Origin of the sequence: Tabrizicola sp. (genome assembly GCF_030694085.1) — a bacterium.
Lineage (GTDB): Bacteria > Pseudomonadota > Alphaproteobacteria > Rhodobacterales > Rhodobacteraceae > Tabrizicola.
In genome coordinates, this window is the sequence record NZ_JAUXZE010000091.1 from 1 (window position 1) to 17,138 (window position 17,138).

The window sequence follows — 17,138 nt, forward strand, 5'->3', positions numbered from 1 at the left end:
GCATGGGAAAGCGCAGAAGGATGCGGTGGTCGCCCAAAGGGGCTCACCGAGTAGCCGTCACAAGGGCCGCAGTTCTCGATGGTCGGCTGACCGTCGCAAACAGAAAACGCGCGGCATGACCCCCATGTTTTGTCCACTCCCCCCATTGATTTCGTTGACTTTCGTATACCGCATTTAAGGGCTACGCGACACCAGCCCAGGATGCGTTTGAACGGATCTTTCGTCATCAAGGGGGCGACCGCATACATCATGCGGCCCTCGCCCAGAATGATCCGCTCTGCGCCGTGTGGCACGTCGACTGTGCGGCCAGCCATGTCGGTTACTGTGATGTTTTCGGCAAATGAGGCGGTCGCCCAGACAAGTCCGCCCGTCACTAGGGCCGTGAGGAAAGTTTTCGGTTTTGTGAGCAGCATCGCCCCTCCTTCGCGCCAGGCGCGGGTTGAATTCATAGGGCTTGCGGGATGCTGGCTTGACCGTGTTCATAAGGATGAGCCTTGAATCTGTCAATGTAGATTAAAATAGTCAGGAATTAATCGCAAGGGCGCAAAAGAGGGGCTAACCATCGGAAACATATGGTGAAACCCCCGGTATGCGCCTTCAGTCATGGTTCTGGAGTAAATCTGACTTACGGGCAGATTGCCCTATCCGGGCGCCTTGGTCCGGGGTCAACATTCTTCGCTGAGTAGGTTGCAAGCTTATGCCAGTCCCTGCATACTTGAAAAGTCTGGTGCCTCCCCGCAGACGCGGAAGGATAATCGGGAATGCGGTGTAAATCCGCAACGTGCCCAACGCTGTAAGGTGGACCGAACCGCAAATGCCACTGGCGCAAAGCCGGGAAGGCGCTGTTCGGAGCGAAGCCAAGTCAGAAGACCGGCCAGACGAAACCGAGAGTGCCGAAGGCCGGCGGTTGCTCTCGCTTTCAGCCTGCAGGGGACACATGTCAAATTTGAACGACCATCTGAAATCAGCCGCACCCTTCTCAGAGACCGAGCGCGAAGCAGTGTATCGTGCGATCTTTTCCCGACGGGATGTACGCAGCCAATTCACCGAACGACATATTGAAGAGCATATTCTAATGCGCCTCTTGACCGCTGCACATCACGCACCGTCGGTCGGCTTCATGCAACCGTGGAATTTTATTGTGATCGCAGACCGAGACATAAAGGGCAGAATGCGCACTGCCTTTGACCGCGCCAACGCCGAAGCTGTTAAAATGTTTCCCGAAGACCGCCGCACGCCTTATTCAGCTTTAAAGTTGCAAGGTATCACCGAGGCCCCAGTCAATCTCTGTATCACTTGCGACCGTAGCCGGGGCGGCCCGGTGGTGTTGGGTCGTACGCATGCACCGGATATGGACCTGTACTCAACAGTTTGCGCCGTGCAGAATCTCTGGCTCGCCGCGCGCGCCGAAGGAATTGGTGTTGGTTGGGTCAGCATTTTTCGAGAAGCAGATGTACGGCAGGTCCTCAACTTGCCGCCTGAAGTAATTCCAGTGGCATATCTGTGCCTCGGCTATGTTGACGTACTTTACGACATGCCTGAACTTGCTGTGAAAGGATGGGGACAGCGTTTGCCACTTGACGATCTCGTTTTTCGCGATGGATGGGGACTGACACTCAAAAAATGACACCCCGCATGCCGGCAAATCTGAGAGCTCATCGCTGTTTGTTGGCGTGCACCCAAATAGCCGACCCCCAAAGTGTCCCAGCTCCGAAGGCTGAGAACAGCATCCGTCCTGAATCCAGAGAGCCGTTTGCTGCGACGTGTATAGATAGGGCCAGCGGAATTGTCGCTGCCGAGGAGTTGCCGTGCTCGGCCAATGTCCCGAGGCAATTCGCCGTGTGCAGGCAAAGCCGTTGCCTAACTTTGTCGATGATACGTTGGTTTGCCTGATGCGGAGCCCAGGTTGAAATGTCTGCTGCGACAAGCCCGGCAGAGCTCAAGGCCTCATTGGCAGACCTGACCATTCCATCCACTGCGCGTTCGAATACCGCCTTGCCATCAGGCATTCGCATGGAAAGCCCATCAACGCCGGTCGCGGAGAAAGGCAAGCGAGAACCACCGCGGTCAATGCGGATCATATCATATCCAGAGCCGTCCGATCTCAAGACTACTGATCGCAGCCCAAGCGCCGGGTCCGCAACTGGACGTAACAGGACCGCCCCCGCCGCATCGCCAAACAGAACGCGGCTTGCAACTTCTGTCGGCTCAATACGTCGCGACAGCAGATTGGCCGCGATAACCAGAACCGACTGTCCGGTGGTCCGCACATGAGCTGCAGCCAGTACAAGCGCGTGCAGGAAACCGGCGCAGGCCCCTGCCAAATCAACCGCGCCGCAGCCCAACCCCAAACGATGCGCGACCAAAGGTGCGGTAGGAGGAAGCAAGTGATCCGGCGTGGAAGTTGCAAGCAGCAGCAGCCCTACTTCATCGCGCATAGCGCCCGCTACTTCCAGTGCCATTTTCCCAGCCGGGATGGCCAGATCGCTCACCGCCTGATCGGGTGTTGCATAGTGGCGGGCGCGGATACCGCTGCGCGCTTCAATCCAGCCAGGCGGCAGATCCAACTCGGCCTCGATCTCGACATTCGCAACCCGGCGCTCGGGCAGATAGTGGCCGAATCCTGCCATGACAACGCCGCGCTCAACCAAACGCATCGGCGGCGTCCAAAATCGCATCATGGCAGGCAGTAAGTTCGGCCGCCGTGCTGCAATAGGGTGGCAACAGATAGACAGTATTGCCCAGCGGTCGGATCAGCAGATTTCGTGTACTGAAAAAACGGAGGAGGTCGGGCCCACACTCAGAAAGATAGCCACCTTCGCCAATCTCAACCGCAAGAATTGTACCCAACTGTCGCGCTCCGCTGATCTTCGGATGCGCTGCCAGCTTGGTCTGCCCTGCCGCCTGCATGACCGAAACCGCGTCGATGCGCGCCTGCACAGGCTCACGCTCCCAGAGTTCCAGATTGGCCAATGCCGCGGCACAGGCGATGGGATTGGCTGTGTAACTGGAAGAGTGGAAAAAGGTGCGCCGCCGGTCGGTTGACCAGTGCGACTGGAATATTTCCTCGCGGCAAAGTGTTGCTGCCAGTGGCAGATGCCCCCCTGTAATGCCTTTCGACAGGCACAGGATATCCGGCACCACGCCCGCATGGTCGCAGGCCAGGAAGCGCCCGGTGCGGCCCCAGCCGGTCATCACCTCATCCGCGATCAGCAGCACGCTATTGCGGGCGCAGATCGCCGCCATTTCGGTCAGAATGGCGGGCGGATAGAACAGCATGCCCCCGGCGCCAAGCGCCAGCGGCTCGACCAGCAGCGCGGCGGTCAGAGGGTCGCGGGCGAGGTGTTCCAGGGCATCGAGGGTCGCCTGTTCCCGTCCCGGTGCGGGGAAAGGCAGGCGGTCCACCGCATACAGAAGCGGATCATAGGGCTGGGTGAAGGCACCGCGTTCGCCCACCGACATGGTGCCGACGGTGTCGCCGTGATAGCCGTTTTCCATCACTAGAATGCGATGTCGTGCCTCGCCCCGATGGCGGAAATGGCCAAGCGCCATCTTGATTGCCACCTCAACCGCGGTGGACCCACTGTCGGAAAAGAACAAGCGTGTCAGTCCGGCGGGCAAACGGTTCAGCAGCTTTTGTGCAAATCGTTCCGCCGGTTCGTGGGTATGCCCGGCAAAAATGACCTGATCCAGCTTTCCAGCCTGATCGCGGATTGCCTCTACGATATGCGGGTCGCAGTGGCCATGCGTCACCACCCACCACGAAGACACCGCATCAAATACCCGCTGTCCCGACACATCGGTCAACCAAGCACCAGATGCGGAAGCGATGGCGCGCATTTGTGGGAACAACGCGTGCTGTGTGAAGGGGTGCCAGATTGGCGAGGCCTTTGGCGGGTTCATGAGCGCGACCCGGAATTGGGGGCCATCGTGGCAAATACATCGACAGCGAAGGCCGCATCAAATCCCGCGCTCAGACTGTCTACGGTGACGGCGTCCAACCAAGGCAATCGGCCCAGATGGCGGGCTTCACCTATGCGACAAATGGTGGCTTCGACATGCGGCTCGGGCTTGCCGATGAAAGCGACACCATGAAGAGCCACGCCCGCCCACCGCAGCGCGGCGATAGAGAGCAAGCTATGGTTGATGGTCCCAAGTGATGTGCGCGCGCAGAGAATTATCGGCAACTGCCAGCGCGCGAACATATCAAGAAAAGTGACCTGGTCATTCAGCGGCACCATCAATCCGCCCGCGCCCTCGATCACGAGCGGGCGTTGAGACGGCAAGGTCAGGACGCGGTCATCGATGGTCACGCCCTCTCGTGCAGCCGCAATATGGGGCGACGCAGGCAGTTGGAGCCGGTAAGTCTCAGCATGAACAGGCTGGCCGGACAGGCGCGAGACGATCTGGCTGTCGGTCTCTTCTTCCAGTCCCGATTGCACGGGCTTCCAATAGGTAGCGTTAAGCCGCTTGGCCAGTCCGGCAGCAAACACCGTCTTGCCGATGCCGGTATCAGTGCCGGTCACTACAAAAGCCGTCATTGAGTAGTCTCCTGCAGCGCTGCGAAGACAGCCACCAGTGCTGCATCATCAGGGTTGAGGGTCAGCGACAGGCGCAGCCGTTCCGCCCCTTTTGGGACGGTCGGGGAACGGATGGCACAGACATCAAAACCCAGCCCCTGCAGCCGAGCCGCAACGGCAAGGCATGCGGCATCGCCCGGCAGAATGACCGGCAGAATCTGACTGCGCGATGGGGGAATGCCGATATCACGCGCCAAACCTCTCGCCCGTGCTACACGCGACAACAAGTCAATACGGCGCGAGGGATCGTTTTCCAGATGGGTCAGCACATCGCGCAGCACTTCGGCCAAGAGAGGCGAGGGCGCCGTAGAATAGATGAAGCTGCGGGCGCGGTTCACCAGCAAATCAACTAGAACCGGATCGGCGCAGACCAGAGCGCCCTGGAGCCCGAGCGCCTTGCCGCAGGTGTGCAGGGTCACCACGTTTTCCAGATGCGCGAAGGGTGCGGCAAGGCCCCGGCCTTCCGGCCCCCAGATACCCGTCGCATGGGCCTCGTCCACGATCAGGAACGCGGATTCTTCGGTTGCCAGCGTTGCAAGGTCGGCCAGCGGTGCGAAATCGCCGTCCATGGAATAAAGGCTTTCGACCGCCAGCCAAATCTGGCCCTTGCCACCGCCTGCGCGCCAGTTCTGAAGCGTGTCCCGGGCCGATTGAACGTCATTGTGGCGGAAGTTGCGGGTTTCTGCTGCTCCAAGCCGCATCCCGTCCAGCGCACTGGCATGGATCAATGCATCGTGCAGTACCAGGTCGCGCGCCGCCGGAAGAGCCGCGAAAATCGCCAGATTGGCTGCGTAGCCCGACCCGAAAAACAGCGAAGAGCCACTGCCAAAGTGACGTGCGGCGTGATATTCCAGCGCCGAAAAGCTGTGATGATTGCCGCGCAACAGGCGCGCTGCGCCCGATCCGGGAGAAATGCCCCGTTCCAACGCAGCTTTTGTCAGACGGCGTACAAGGGTGGATCCCGCCAGCCCGAGATAATCGTTCGAGGCAAAGTCAAAGCCCGCGACAGGCCGCAACGTGCGTCGCCGGTCTCGCTGCGTCAAGCTCTCGAGCAAGCCGCGCTGTTGCGCAAGCAAGTTCATGCACCAATGTCTGTAGAGTCTTGCAGTGCCTGTGGCTGCAGGCCGAGCCTGTCGAACAGTTTCCGATCCCGGTCTTCTCCGGGATTGGCGGCGGTCAGCAGCGTATCACCCATAAATAGCGAATTGGCACCTGCAAAGAAACACAATGCTTGCATCTCGTCACTCATACCGGTCCGACCCGCCGAAAGCCGCATATGGCTTTTCGGCATAAGGATACGGCCAAGCGCTATCACGCGCACAAAGTCAAGCGGGTCCACCGGCGCGGCATTGGCCAAAGGCGTGTCCGCAATCGGGATCAGCATGTTGATCGGCACGCTTTCAGGGTGTTCCGGAAGCGTGGCCAGAGCCACCAGCATGTCGATCCGGTCGCCCGCGGTTTCGCCCATGCCGACGATACCACCTGAACACACACTGATCCCGGCCTCGCGCACGCGGGAAAGAGTGTCAATGCGATCGGCAAAACTGCGGGTGGTAATGATCTTTGGGTAAAATGCCTCTGACGTGTCGATGTTGTGATTATAGTAATCAAGCCCCGCATCTTTCAGCCTCAGCACCTGGCTGTCATCCAGCATGCCCAGCGTCATGCAGGTCTCCATGCCCAGCTTTCGCACGCCGCGCACCATGGCCTCGATGGCCGGCATGTCGCGCTCCTTTGGGCTGCGCCAGGCTGCGCCCATGCAATAACGTGTGGCACCTGCTGCTTTCGCCTTGCGCGCCTCGGCGATCACACGCTCCACCTCCATCAGCTTGGAAGCGCTCAGGGCAGAGCCGTTGCGCGCCGACTGGCTGCAATAGCTGCAATCTTCCGGGCAGCCGCCGGTCTTCACCGAAAGGAGACGGCTCATTTGAATTTTGTTGGGATCGAAATGTGCACGATGCACGGTCTGGGCCTGAAACAGCAGGTCCACAAAGGGTTGGTTGTAGATTGCCTCAGCTTCTGCGCGGGTCCATCCAGTATTAATTTCAGCAGGTTGCGTGTCCCTCGGCATCGTCTGTTCCCTTTTTCGGCGCTCCGAACGGCTAAGGAATGCCAAAATATCTATTTTTTATCCACAGGAATCGCACATCCATAAAAATTATCTATAAAATCTTTCTAAGATGACCCTTGCGGATATGTGAAGCCAAAATTCCGGCGGCCCGATCGATCTGGGCTTCGCGTAAGGACGACAGGATGATCTTATGATCGCGATCCTCACGGGGAAAGGACAGGGTCTGTCGTCCACCCAAATGCGCAACGCCTCGACGGAGCACTGAGTGCAATCGCCCTATCTCTGCCAGAAGTCCGGGCATCGGACAGGGATCGATCAGCAACTGATGGAAATTCCTATTTGCCTTTTCCCAGTCACCGGCGGTCATGGCACTATTGCAGACAAGATCAGCCTCGGCGATCTTGGCGAGATGCCCAGGCGCGTAGTGGGCTCGCGCGTGTACAAGCGCGAGACTTTCAAGAACGGCCCGCATTTCTATAGCTTCGAAATACAATTGTGCGTCAACGGCAGCTACCCGCGCACCTCGCCGCGGCAGGGATTGCACCAGTCCCATGGCTTCGAGTCGCCGGAACGCTTCTCGCACAGGCACATGACTTGCAGAAAACCGTGATGCCAAATCGTTCTGCAGCAGGCGCGATCCGGCAGACAGTTCGCCAGTCTCAATCTCGGCGGCAAGGACAGACACGATGCGATCGACAAGTGTGGGATCAGGGCTGACAGACATAAGTTTAGTTTATCTACAAGTGATCCGGATTCCAACTGCCATGCAAGCGTGTGGATTTGCACGAAAGTCCCTCTGAGCTGCCCGAACCTCAGCTGCGCGCGGCATGTCAGCGTCATAGCCAGTCTGAAAGATAGCGCTTCGCATATTCGCATGCTGTCGCCAAATCATGCCCCCTGGCCAAGTGCACAGCAATTGCGCTGGCAAGCGTGCAACCCGTACCGCGGCGACTGCCGGGTTTTCGTGACGAAGCAAATCGAAGTGGGGCTGAACCGGGACGAAGCAGCCAATCGACCGCTTCCGGGCCGTCTGCATGACCTCCTTTGATCAGAACCGCCCGTGCGCCCATGGCGAAGAAACCCGCAGCTAAGGTGGCAATTTCCGCATCGCTTTTGAGACCGGTCAGCTGGGCGGCTTCAAGCAAGTTTGGTGTCACCAAAGTTGCGCGCGGGATCAACCGAGCGATCATTGCCGCGCAGCCAGCCCTTTCCAGCAGTTTCGCGCCAGCACTTGTCGCCAGAACCGGGTCAATGACAAATGGCACCTCGGGCAGAGTCTCGGCGATGGCGTGGACGATGTCTGCATTGGCCAGCATCCCCGTCTTGGCCGCTCGCACCTGACCGGCCGCACGAATCTGAGCAGCAACAAGCGTTGCAGGAATCGGGTGAATGCTACAGCCCCCTGCGGAATCCTGTGCCGTCACCGCCGTTGCCGCCACACGTGCTGTCATATCATGATCGCACATCACCGCGAGATCCCGCGCAAGGCCCGCGCCGGTTGAACTGTCCAATCCTCCGATAAGAAGCACAGTCATTGTCCGTCTGCCAGCAAGGCCAGCTTCACCGCCCCCCTTTCCGCCAAAACCTGTGCGCCGCGCCAAGCCCGCAAGCCAGTTGCACAGCACAGCACGACCCGGCCAAAGGGGATTGGCCAGTCGACGAGATCCCCCGGAGCCAATATCTGGGCACCTTGGAAAACGCGCACGGACCCCGCCGGGCGCAGGTCGATCACCGTATCGGTGGCGGTAATCTGCTGTGCGGAAACAAAACCAAAACCGGGGGCCTCGGTGGCGTTCTCAAACCCAAAACCGCCAAAACGCCAACTTTCCATGTCCAACGTAACAATCCGACCGAGCGGGCTTGGCTCAAGCCCGATCAGCACCGAAAGCACCATCTGCGCCTGTACCGCGCCGAGGGCGGCCACGGCAGGACCCATTACCCCGGCACTGGCACAGCTTGCTGCTTGGTTGGGAAGGTCGGGAAAAACTGCACGGTAGCCGGGGGCCGGTCCGCAAAAGCCCCCCGCATAGCCTGTCCGCCCAATCACCGAAGCCGAAATCATCGGCTTGCCCGTAGCCCTGCAAAGGTCGGACAGAGTGTATGTAACGGCAAAGCTATCTGCGGCGTCCACAACCACGTCCACCGATGCGATAAGATCGGGAGCATTGCCCGGATCAAGACGCACCATCAGCGCCCCGGCCTCGCAGGCGGCGTTCAACTTGCGGGCGCGACTGGCAGCCACCATCGCCTTGGGTTGGCCGATATCGGACGCGTCGTAAAGCAATTGCCGGTGCAAGTTGGTCAGCTCCACGCAATCGGGGTCGATGATCGTCAACCGCCCCACCCCCGCCGCTGCCAGTGCGGGAATCGCGGTGCAGCCGAGGCCGCCAGCGCCAACGATCAAAGCATGCGACGCGTTCAAAAGGGTTTGGCCCTTGGCCCCAACACCACACACTTGCATCTGACGCGCGTAACGGCTCATGGTCTGGCACCGACGGAGTTTATCCAGAGGCGGGTCTGTGCCTCAGGGTCGGATGCCGTGACCAGATCAGTGACGACGGCCGCGACATCTGCCCCTGCTGCAAAAACCTCGGGCAGACGTGCGGGCGTGAGTCCGCCGATGGCCACCAGCGGAATCTCACCTATCCGCGTTTTCCAGCGCGTCAGCTTGTCAGGCCCCTGCGGCCGCCATGGCATCTGTTTGAGCAGCGTGGCCCAAATCGGACCCAACGCGATATAAGCGGGCGACAGGGCAAGTGCTCTGTCCAGTTCCACCCTGTCATGGGTGGAAATCCCCAGCCTCGCCCCGGCGCGGGCGATGGCGACGAAATCTGCGCTGCCCAGATCACCTTGCCCCAGGTGGATGAAATCCGCGCCCTGATCTAACGCCTCCTGCCAATAGTCGTTTACGACCAACTGTGCGCCATACTGGGCACAGATAGCCAACGAGGCCGCGATCTGTGCATTGATATCGCAAGCATCACCCTTGAAGCGCAGCTGGACCAGACGCACGCCCAAAGGCACCAGCCGGGCGATCATCGCGGCATCGGGCAACACCGGGTAAAAGCGGGGCAGGATCATCGCATCCCCCCCAACCCCAGATCAGCCATGCCCAACACCGGGGTTGAGGGCACCGCCATGTCGCGCGGTGGCATCAGCCCCGCCTCAAACGCCAACCGCCCCGCCGCGACCGCCTGCCCGAAGGCCCGCGCCATGGCTACAGGATCGCCCGCCTTGGCGACGGCGGTGTTCAAAAGCACTGCGTCAAACCCGATTTCCATCGCCTTGGCCGCCTGACTTGGCGCGCCGATCCCCGCATCAACAATCAACGGGACGCCGGGAAAATGCCCGCGCATTCTGATCAGCGCGTCCACATTCCGCAGACCGCGGCCCGTTCCGATCGGCGCACCCCAAGGCATCAACACCCGGCACCCGGCGTCGAGCAGACGTTCGGCGACGATTATATCCTCGGTGGTATAGGGGAACACCGCGAAACCCTCGGCGCAAAGGATGCGCGCAGCTTCGAGCAGCGCGAACGGATCGGGTTGCAGGGTGTCGGCATTGCCGATTACCTCCAGCTTGATCCAGTTGGTGCTAAAAACCTCGCGCGCCATCTGCGCGGTGGTGATCGCCTCACGCGCCGAATGGCATCCGGCGGTGTTGGGCAGAATGCGCGCGCCTGTGGCCTTCAACAGCGGCCAAAAGCCGTTTGCTTTGCCGGAGCCTGCGGTTTCCCGGCGCAATGAGACAGTGATGACGCCGCAACCCGAGGCGGAAATCGCTTCGGTCAACACCTGCGGCGAGGGATACTGCGCCGTGCCCAGCAGCAGCCGCGAGGTCAGCTCAATGTCAAAAAGCTGCATCCTATCCCCCCTGCATCGGGGCCAGCACTTCGACCCGGTCGCCATCGTGCAGCGACGTTTCGGCGCGGGCGGTGGCAGCCACAAAGCTGCCATTCAGCGCCGTGGCAAGCGCGCCTGCGTAGCCGAGTTCGGCCAGAGCCTCGGCAAGTGTGCGGGCGGCGACCTCGGTTGCGGTGCCGTTGAGATCAATACGCAAGGGCGGCCTCCTGTCGGGTCGGGGCAAGCATGTCAGCCAACTGCCCGGCCAGCGCCGGGGCGGTCAGAAAACCGTGGCGATACAATCCGTTCAGATGCCAGCGCCCCGCCGCTTGCGTCAGCCGGGGCAGATTGTCGGGCCAGGCCGGGCGCAACCCGCTGCCCATTTCCAAAATGGCGGCCTCGGCAAAGCCGGGATGCAGGGCAAAGGCCGCCGACATCAGTTCGCTGGCGCTGCGCAGGGTCATCGGCCCGGTCGCGTCAGTTTCGATCATCGTGGCCCCGACCATGAAAAGACCATTGTCGCGCGGCACCACATAGACCGGAAAGCGCGGGTGCAGCAGGCGCACCGGACGCGACAGCGCCACGTCCCGGCAGTGCAGCATCAACATTTCGCCCCGCACCGCGCGCAGATCCAACAGGTTATCGCGGGCGGCGATGCCCCGGCAGTCGATATCCGCCTGTTCTGGCGGAAAATGGGTGTCATAGGTGATCGTGACACCGCGATTGCGCAATCCCTCCGCCAGCGCCTTGAGAGCGACGCGGGGATCCAGATGCGCCTCGTCGGGGTAGTAAAGCGCACTGCCAAAGCGGCCCGCAAGATCGGGTTCAAGCCCGGCGATCCGGTCTGGACCGATGCGTTCGTGGCCAGTGGTACGGGCAGCGAACCGGTCAAGCTCGGCCTGGTCGCGGGCCAAGGCCACCACCAGCGTGCCGCGCCGCACCACCCCCGGTACGCGTGCCGCCCACCAATCGGCGGCAGTGGCACCCAGACGCGCCACCTCGGGCGGGGCACTTTCTGCCTCGACGAAGGGGGCCAGCATCCCTCCTGCCAGCCAACTTGCCCCAGCGGCTTGCGGGCCGCTGTCCATCACCTGCACGCGATAGCCGCGTTCGGCCAGCACGGTCGCGGCGCACAGCCCCGCGACCCCCGCCCCCAGAATGGTGATCATTCCGCGACCTCTGCTGTTGGCAGATAAACCTCGCCCTTTTCGCGAAATTTCGCTGCCATGGCTGCCATGCCGTTCTTCTGCGCCTCGGCCCGGATGTCATGGCTGATCCGCATCGAGCAGAATTTCGGGCCGCACATCGAACAGAAATGCGCGGTCTTGTGCGCCTCTTTCGGCAGGGTTTCGTCGTGCATGCTGCGCGCAGTTTCTGGATCGAGCGACAGGTTGAACTGATCCTCCCAGCGGAATTCGAACCGCGCACGCGACAGGGCATCATCCCGCGCCTGCGCCCCCGGCAGACCCTTGGCCAGATCGGCCGCATGCGCGGCGATCTTGTAGGTGATCACGCCCACCTTGACATCGGCGCGGTCTGGCAGGCCAAGGTGCTCCTTGGGTGTCACGTAGCAAAGCATTGCGGTGCCGAACCAGCCGATCATCGCGGCACCGATGGCACTGGTGATGTGGTCATAGCCCGGCGCAATGTCGGTGGTCAGCGGCCCCAAAGTGTAAAACGGCGCCTCGCCGCAGGTGGCCAGCTGCTTGTCCATGTTCGCCTTGATCTTGTGCATGGCCACATGGCCTGGCCCCTCGATCATCACCTGACAATCCTTAGCCCAGGCGATTTTGGTCAGTTCGCCCAGCGTTTCCAATTCGGCGAATTGGGCGGCGTCGTTGGCGTCGGCGATTGAACCGGGGCGCAGCCCGTCACCGAGGCTGAAGCTCACGTCATAGGCCCGCATGATATCGCAGATCTCGTCGAAATGCTCATACAGGAAGCTCTCGCGGTGGTGGTGCAAACACCATTTGGCCATGATCGACCCGCCCCGGCTGACGATCCCGGTCACCCGGTTCACCGTCAGAGGAATGTGGTGCAGCCGCACGCCCGCATGGATGGTGAAGTAGTCCACCCCCTGTTCGGCCTGTTCGATCAGCGTATCGCGGTAGATCTCCCATGTCAGATTTTCGGCCATACCATCGACCTTTTCCAGCGCCTGATACAGAGGCACTGTGCCAATTGGGACTGGCGCATTGCGCAGTATCCATTCGCGGGTGTTGTGAATGTTACGCCCGGTCGACAGATCCATCACCGTATCGGCGCCCCAACGGATCGACCAGACCATCTTGTCCACCTCCTCGGCCATCGACGAAGTGACGGCACTGGTGCCCATGTTGGCATTGATCTTGACCGCGAAATTGCGCCCGATGATCATTGGTTCCAGTTCGGGATGGTTGATATTGGCCGGGATAATCGCGCGCCCGGCGGCGATTTCCTGACGCACGAATTCGGCGGTCACATGATCCGGGATCGATGCCCCGAAATCCTCGCCGTCGCGCGGGGTGGGCAGGGCGGCGGGGCGGCCCAAATTCTCGCGGATCGCCACATATTCCATCTCGGCCGTGATGATGCCTGCGCGGGCGTAGGCCAGTTGCGTGACCGCCTTGCCGCCCATGGCGCGCAGCGGGGTGGTCTTCACCGGAAAGCCAGGCACCAGCCGCGTGCCGGTTGCAAAGCCGTTGTCGGCGGGCTGGACACTACGCGCGGCATATCCCTCGCAATCACCTCGCGCCGCCGTCCACGCGCTGCGAACGGGGGCCAGCCCCTCGGCAATATCGGTTTGCACCGCCGGGTCGGTATAGGGGCCGGAGGCATCATAAATGGTTAACGGAGGCTCGCCAGCCGATGGATGTACGGCAATTTCGCGCATCGGCACGCGAATGTCGGGATGAATCACCCCCGCCTCATAGCGTTTGGAAGAGGCGGGCAGCGGCCCGGTGGTGACGGCGGGCAACGCAGGTGCAGTTGCGAGCGCGGTGGTCTGGTCGGTCTGGTTCATCAAAGCCTCTTTGCATTGATGACCCGTCATAAAGGGAAAGAAGCCGGGATTATCCCGAAACCGCCCCGCCGGAAACCCGACAAGAAGAGCGACCGCTTGTGCTTCCTACGCCAGTATCAACTGGGTCAGGTTCAAAGGGTCGCTTCACCGGGGTTGCCCCCCATCAGCCTCTCAGTCCCTTTGGCGGGACTCCCCTGACAGTGCAGATTTTGTAAGCAGGCACCTGCGCCCCGTCAAGAGCCGCTTCCCGGTCAATTTCTGAAACGGTAATGTCGACCTGAACACGACTGCACAAACCTGATGCGACTGGCTTTGAATCTGCTCGACCTGCCTTTATTTCGCGGCAAGTCCCGCATCGTCCAGTTGCTCGAGGTCCGGCAGATCGCGCAAGGACTCCATCCCGAAGGCCGCCAGAAAGGTTTCCGTCGTGACGAAGGTATAAGGCGCGCCGCGCCGGGGTTCGCGGGGGCCGGTGCCGATCAGGTCACGCTCGGCCAGCCTGCCGATCAGGTCACGGCTGATCTCGCGTCCGAAGATGTCCTTCAACCCGTCGCGGCTGATCGGCTGATGAAACGCAATCGCCGCCAGCACGGCCAGATCGAACTCCGCCAGGTTCAGCGCCTGCCCCCCCACATCCGCCGCCGCGCGGATCGCCGGGGCATAGGCGGGCCTCGTGCGCAGCAACCAGCCTGCGCCCACCCGCGCCACCTCATAGGGTCGGCCTTCCAGATCGACCGCCAGATCCTCGATCAACAGATCGACCGAGGCCCCTTGCCCCACGATCCGCGCCAGATCATCCCGCGCCACCGGGGCGCTGCTTGCAAACAGCACCGCCTCGATCCGGCGCATCCATTCCCGCCAGCGCAGCTTGGGCGGCAGGTCGGCCAGTTCGCGGTCAAGGTCTGTGTCCTCGCGCCGCCCCATGCTCAGACCCCGTACAGGCGAAACGTGTCCCGCCCGGTCAGTTCGCGCACGGCGCCAAGCGCAACCAATCGGTCGCAGAGCCGTCGCGCGGCCCGATCCGACATGAAGGTCAAGGCTGCAGGCGCCAGCGCATCGCGCGATAGGAACAGATCTACCGCCCGGCCCGCCGACTTGGCCCGCAGTTTCGGGGCCACCGTCCAACGGCGGGCCGCCGCCCGGGCCAGATCGCCGGCCAGCGGCAGCGCCTGCCCGACGGAAGAGACAACGGCGCGGTGACAGGCCAGCCGCAGATCATCGCCCCGCAGGCGCAGATCGCGGGGCTTGAGCGTCAGCGCCAGAAACGGCAGCACATGCGTTGCCCCCAACGCTCTTGCCAACGCGGCATCGGCCAGGATCAGGGCAGCGACCTCGGCTCGCGGACTATCGGTTAGCACCGCCTCGACGACCTGCGCCGCGCGGTCCACTGGGGTCGGTCCGGTGGCATCAAGGCAAAGAGCGATCCGCTCTGCCGCTATCCCTTCCAACGCATTGGCCAGATGCGCGACCGAAACCGGCCGCGCCGCCGCGCGTGACCATTGCCGTGCGATCCGCCCCGCCGGACCGGGGTCGTCGCCCGGTCCCGTCAGGTGCAGCGCATCGCGCAAAGCGCTCTCCCCTTCCCTTCGTCCCGCCATCGCGGCGCAGCGATCGGCCGCTGCCAGCGCCAGCCGGTCGCGCCACAGCGCCATGGGCAGGTCTTCGGTCGCGGTCGCCAAGCTCAGATGCGCCAGAGCGGCCCCGGACCGGAAGGCCGCGGCCTCAAGGGTTTCTGTCGGCGCAGAGACGATCCAGCCCGGCAGAGGGGGCAGCATCGGCAAGGTTTCCAAAGGCTCGGTACGCGGTTTTCCCATGCCAGCAACATAAAGCGCGGCGGCGCTTTCTGCCAGTGAAATGTGCGCATAGCGCCGCAGCTTTGGGATCGTCACAATGTCCAATAAGTTTGCATTATCGGACACAAGAAGAGTATGCTCACCAGCATGACCGAAACACCCGAGAAATCACCTTCAGAACCCCCGAAACGTCCCGATCGCCATGAACGGGACGACAGCACTGATCTGGAGCGCGACACGATCGCCCTGCCCTCCCATGTCGCTGGCTCGGGTACGCTCGACCGCCTAGTCGACACTGCGCGCGACTATGCGCGTCAGGCGGCGTCGGAGAACACGCTTAAAGCCTATGCCAAAGACTGGAGCCATTTCGCCCGTTGGTGCCGGATGCGCGGGGCCGATCCCCTGCCCTCGTCTGCGCAACTGATCGGCCTTTACATCACCGATCTGGCGGCGCCGGGAGGAAAGACCCCGTCGCAGTCGGCGTCCCGACCCCTTTCGGTGGCCTCCATCGAACGCCGCCTCTCGGGCCTGGCCTGGGGCTACGCACAGCGTGGGGAACGGCTGGACCGCAAGGACCGCCACATCGCCTCTGTACTGGCCGGCATCCGCCGCAAGCACGCTCGGCCACCGACGCAGAAAGAGGCGATCCTGCCCGAAGACCTGCGCGACATGCTGGCCACCCTGCCCCACGATCTGCGTGGCCTGCGTGACCGCGCCATCCTGCTCATCGGCTTTGCCGGGGGCTTACGTCGCTCTGAAATCGTCAGCCTCGACCACGGCAAGGATGACACGCCTGACTCAGGCGGCTGGGTCGAGATCTTGGAGGACGGCGTGCTCCTCACCCTGCGCGGCAAGACCGGTTGGCGCGAGGTCGAAATCGCCCGCGGCTCATCCGATCAGACCTGCCCGGTCCATGCCCTGACGCAGTGGCTGCATTACGCAAGGATCGACTTCGGCCCACTTTTCGTGGCTGTCTCGCGTAACGGTCTGAAGGCCACGGACGAACGCCTCTCCGATAAGCACGTCGCTCGGCTCATCAAGTCCTGCGCCCGAGAGGCGGGCCGGCGCCCTGATCTCCCTGAAAAGGACCGTATCGCCCTTTTCTCGGGCCACTCCCTGCGCGCGGGCCTTGCCTCATCCGCCGAGGTTGATGAGCGCTATGTCCAGAAGCAGCTCGGCCACGCCTCGGCCGAGATGACCCGGCGCTACCAGCGTCGGCGCGACCGGTTCCGCGTAAACCTGACCAAGGCGGCCGGGCTTTGACCCCCCTGCCCCACCGCTGCACCTTTGGTGAAGTGACAAGCTCAAATGTGACCGTTTAGGTTTCAACTAACCGCTTCAATTGAAATCGGTAATTAAACGCGACAGTGGGTGCCGGAAGTGCGCCGTCTGAGACCGGGCCTGCCTTGGGAAGACGTGCTGCGCATCGTCAATTCAGGTCTGCCGAGCGAGGCGCAGCCTTGGTCCCTGCCCCGCCTGATCCGTGCTGCCAAAACCTTCGTCCGCGAAGGCCTGCTGCCGGACACCATCCTTTCCCGCGCCTCCGCGTCCGACAAGGATGATCGCCTGCCCGCCATCGTCGCGGGCATCAAAGGCGCAGATCCCACGATGACTCTTCAAGCCATCTGCGACCGGCTAGAAACCATGCGCGAACGGACACCTAGGGGCCGCAGCAAGTGGGAGCCGTCATCGGTCAAGATGATCTTGGAGCGGGCTAAGAAGTTGGGACTCTTGTAGTAGGTAACGCTTTTCGGTGCCCATGAGGCCAAAAGGCATTCTACCGACGGGCTCAGACGAAGAATCGCTTGCGATGCTCTCGCGAACACGATTGCCGTGGTCAGGTCTGCTACA

The 17,138-nt window shown here is 61.9% G+C and carries 17 protein-coding genes, 2 pseudogenes and 2 riboswitches; of the genes and pseudogenes, 3 read left to right on the forward strand and 16 right to left on the reverse strand.

Going from position 1 to position 17,138, the window contains the following annotated elements; all coding sequences use genetic code 11:
- Positions 1 to 413, reverse strand: a pseudogene (locus Q8M85_RS20735) (hypothetical protein); the annotation flags it as partial.
- A 295-nt stretch (positions 414 to 708) separates the two neighbouring features.
- Positions 709 to 894, forward strand: a riboswitch (cobalamin riboswitch).
- A gap of 43 nt (positions 895 to 937) precedes the next feature.
- Between Q8M85_RS20735 and bluB the strand changes: the two are divergent.
- The gene (bluB, locus tag Q8M85_RS20740; protein ID WP_305548234.1) at positions 938 to 1,627 is read left to right on the forward strand and encodes a 5,6-dimethylbenzimidazole synthase; all 690 of its coding nucleotides are present in this window, start codon (positions 938 to 940) and stop codon (positions 1,625 to 1,627) included.
- A 28-nt stretch (positions 1,628 to 1,655) separates the two neighbouring features.
- Here the strand turns inward: bluB and Q8M85_RS20745 are convergent, their stop codons facing one another.
- The 15 genes from Q8M85_RS20745 to Q8M85_RS20815 form a co-directional block, all read right to left on the reverse strand.
- Positions 1,656 to 2,657: a beta-ketoacyl-ACP synthase 3 gene (locus tag Q8M85_RS20745; RefSeq protein WP_305548237.1), complete on the reverse strand. Its 1,002-nt coding sequence runs from the start codon at positions 2,655 to 2,657 to the stop codon at positions 1,656 to 1,658.
- On the reverse strand, positions 2,644 to 3,903 hold the full coding sequence (locus Q8M85_RS20750) for an adenosylmethionine--8-amino-7-oxononanoate transaminase (protein WP_305548240.1): 1,260 nt from the start codon (positions 3,901 to 3,903) through the stop codon (positions 2,644 to 2,646). The genes Q8M85_RS20745 and Q8M85_RS20750 overlap by 14 nt, the downstream gene beginning before the upstream one ends.
- Positions 3,900 to 4,541 carry a dethiobiotin synthase gene (gene bioD / locus Q8M85_RS20755; RefSeq protein WP_305548244.1) on the reverse strand — a complete coding sequence of 214 codons (642 nt, stop codon included), beginning with the start codon at positions 4,539 to 4,541 and terminating at the stop codon, positions 3,900 to 3,902. The genes Q8M85_RS20750 and bioD overlap by 4 nt, the downstream gene beginning before the upstream one ends.
- A complete protein-coding gene (locus tag Q8M85_RS20760; RefSeq protein ID WP_305548247.1) occupies positions 4,538 to 5,596 on the reverse strand; it encodes an 8-amino-7-oxononanoate synthase in 1,059 nt (352 codons plus the stop codon). Before Q8M85_RS20760 ends, bioD begins: the two co-directional genes overlap by 4 nt.
- 62 nt (positions 5,597 to 5,658) lie before the next feature.
- Positions 5,659 to 6,651 carry a biotin synthase BioB gene (gene bioB, locus Q8M85_RS20765; protein WP_305548250.1) on the reverse strand — a complete coding sequence of 331 codons (993 nt, stop codon included), beginning with the start codon at positions 6,649 to 6,651 and terminating at the stop codon, positions 5,659 to 5,661.
- A gap of 91 nt (positions 6,652 to 6,742) precedes the next feature.
- Positions 6,743 to 7,375, reverse strand: coding sequence for a GntR family transcriptional regulator (locus tag Q8M85_RS20770; protein ID WP_305548253.1), 633 nt, complete (start codon positions 7,373 to 7,375; stop codon positions 6,743 to 6,745).
- A 112-nt stretch (positions 7,376 to 7,487) separates the two neighbouring features.
- On the reverse strand, positions 7,488 to 8,186 hold the full coding sequence (locus Q8M85_RS20775) for a hydroxymethylpyrimidine/phosphomethylpyrimidine kinase (protein WP_305548255.1): 699 nt from the start codon (positions 8,184 to 8,186) through the stop codon (positions 7,488 to 7,490).
- Positions 8,183 to 9,133, reverse strand: a complete 951-nt coding sequence (locus Q8M85_RS20780; RefSeq protein ID WP_305548258.1) for a HesA/MoeB/ThiF family protein — start codon at positions 9,131 to 9,133, stop codon at positions 8,183 to 8,185. The genes Q8M85_RS20775 and Q8M85_RS20780 overlap by 4 nt, the downstream gene beginning before the upstream one ends.
- On the reverse strand, positions 9,130 to 9,726 hold the full coding sequence (locus Q8M85_RS20785; RefSeq protein WP_371135325.1) for a thiamine phosphate synthase: 597 nt from the start codon (positions 9,724 to 9,726) through the stop codon (positions 9,130 to 9,132). The genes Q8M85_RS20780 and Q8M85_RS20785 overlap by 4 nt, the downstream gene beginning before the upstream one ends.
- Before the next feature lie 2 nt (positions 9,727 to 9,728).
- The gene (locus tag Q8M85_RS20790; protein ID WP_305548264.1) at positions 9,729 to 10,514 is read right to left on the reverse strand and encodes a thiazole synthase; all 786 of its coding nucleotides are present in this window, start codon (positions 10,512 to 10,514) and stop codon (positions 9,729 to 9,731) included.
- A 1-nt stretch (position 10,515) separates the two neighbouring features.
- The gene (gene thiS, locus Q8M85_RS20795; RefSeq protein ID WP_305548267.1) at positions 10,516 to 10,710 is read right to left on the reverse strand and encodes a sulfur carrier protein ThiS; all 195 of its coding nucleotides are present in this window, start codon (positions 10,708 to 10,710) and stop codon (positions 10,516 to 10,518) included.
- The gene (locus tag Q8M85_RS20800; RefSeq protein WP_305548270.1) at positions 10,700 to 11,662 is read right to left on the reverse strand and encodes an FAD-dependent oxidoreductase; all 963 of its coding nucleotides are present in this window, start codon (positions 11,660 to 11,662) and stop codon (positions 10,700 to 10,702) included. Before Q8M85_RS20800 ends, thiS begins: the two co-directional genes overlap by 11 nt.
- On the reverse strand, positions 11,659 to 13,494 hold the full coding sequence (thiC, locus tag Q8M85_RS20805) for a phosphomethylpyrimidine synthase ThiC (RefSeq protein WP_305548273.1): 1,836 nt from the start codon (positions 13,492 to 13,494) through the stop codon (positions 11,659 to 11,661). The genes Q8M85_RS20800 and thiC overlap by 4 nt, the downstream gene beginning before the upstream one ends.
- A gap of 84 nt (positions 13,495 to 13,578) precedes the next feature.
- Positions 13,579 to 13,700, reverse strand: a riboswitch (TPP riboswitch).
- 127 nt (positions 13,701 to 13,827) lie between these two features.
- The gene (locus Q8M85_RS20810) at positions 13,828 to 14,418 is read right to left on the reverse strand and encodes an SMC-Scp complex subunit ScpB (protein ID WP_305548276.1); all 591 of its coding nucleotides are present in this window, start codon (positions 14,416 to 14,418) and stop codon (positions 13,828 to 13,830) included.
- Between the two features lie 2 nt (positions 14,419 to 14,420).
- Positions 14,421 to 15,269 (reverse strand): DUF1403 family protein, encoded by an 849-nt coding sequence (locus Q8M85_RS20815; RefSeq protein ID WP_305548279.1) that lies wholly within the window; start codon positions 15,267 to 15,269, stop codon positions 14,421 to 14,423.
- 165 nt (positions 15,270 to 15,434) lie between these two features.
- On the opposite strand from Q8M85_RS20815, the gene Q8M85_RS20820 reads away from it, so the two are divergent.
- The gene (locus tag Q8M85_RS20820) at positions 15,435 to 16,550 is read left to right on the forward strand and encodes a tyrosine-type recombinase/integrase (protein ID WP_371135323.1); all 1,116 of its coding nucleotides are present in this window, start codon (positions 15,435 to 15,437) and stop codon (positions 16,548 to 16,550) included.
- Between the two features lie 99 nt (positions 16,551 to 16,649).
- Positions 16,650 to 17,024: pseudogene (locus Q8M85_RS20825) on the forward strand (recombinase family protein); the annotation flags it as partial.
- Positions 17,025 to 17,138: the final 114 nt, after the last annotated feature.

Bases quoted from the DNA above. Each gene is read 5' to 3' on its own strand.
- bluB (WP_305548234.1), top strand. From the start codon at position 938: ATGTCAAATTTGAACGACCATCTGAAATCAGCCGCACCCTTCTCAGAG.
- Q8M85_RS20745 (WP_305548237.1), bottom strand. From the start codon at position 2,657: ATGCGTTTGGTTGAGCGCGGCGTTGTCATGGCAGGATTCGGCCACTAT.
- Q8M85_RS20750 (WP_305548240.1), bottom strand. From the start codon at position 3,903: ATGAACCCGCCAAAGGCCTCGCCAATCTGGCACCCCTTCACACAGCAC.
- bioD (WP_305548244.1), bottom strand. From the start codon at position 4,541: ATGACGGCTTTTGTAGTGACCGGCACTGATACCGGCATCGGCAAGACG.
- bioB (WP_305548250.1), bottom strand. From the start codon at position 6,651: ATGCCGAGGGACACGCAACCTGCTGAAATTAATACTGGATGGACCCGC.
- Q8M85_RS20770 (WP_305548253.1), bottom strand. From the start codon at position 7,375: ATGTCTGTCAGCCCTGATCCCACACTTGTCGATCGCATCGTGTCTGTC.
- Q8M85_RS20775 (WP_305548255.1), bottom strand. From the start codon at position 8,186: ATGACTGTGCTTCTTATCGGAGGATTGGACAGTTCAACCGGCGCGGGC.
- Q8M85_RS20780 (WP_305548258.1), bottom strand. From the start codon at position 9,133: ATGAGCCGTTACGCGCGTCAGATGCAAGTGTGTGGTGTTGGGGCCAAG.
- Q8M85_RS20790 (WP_305548264.1), bottom strand. From the start codon at position 10,514: ATGCAGCTTTTTGACATTGAGCTGACCTCGCGGCTGCTGCTGGGCACG.
- Q8M85_RS20800 (WP_305548270.1), bottom strand. From the start codon at position 11,662: ATGATCACCATTCTGGGGGCGGGGGTCGCGGGGCTGTGCGCCGCGACC.
- thiC (WP_305548273.1), bottom strand. From the start codon at position 13,494: ATGAACCAGACCGACCAGACCACCGCGCTCGCAACTGCACCTGCGTTG.
- Q8M85_RS20810 (WP_305548276.1), bottom strand. From the start codon at position 14,418: ATGGGGCGGCGCGAGGACACAGACCTTGACCGCGAACTGGCCGACCTG.
- Q8M85_RS20815 (WP_305548279.1), bottom strand. From the start codon at position 15,269: ATGCTGCCCCCTCTGCCGGGCTGGATCGTCTCTGCGCCGACAGAAACC.
- Q8M85_RS20820 (WP_371135323.1), top strand. From the start codon at position 15,435: ATGACCGAAACACCCGAGAAATCACCTTCAGAACCCCCGAAACGTCCC.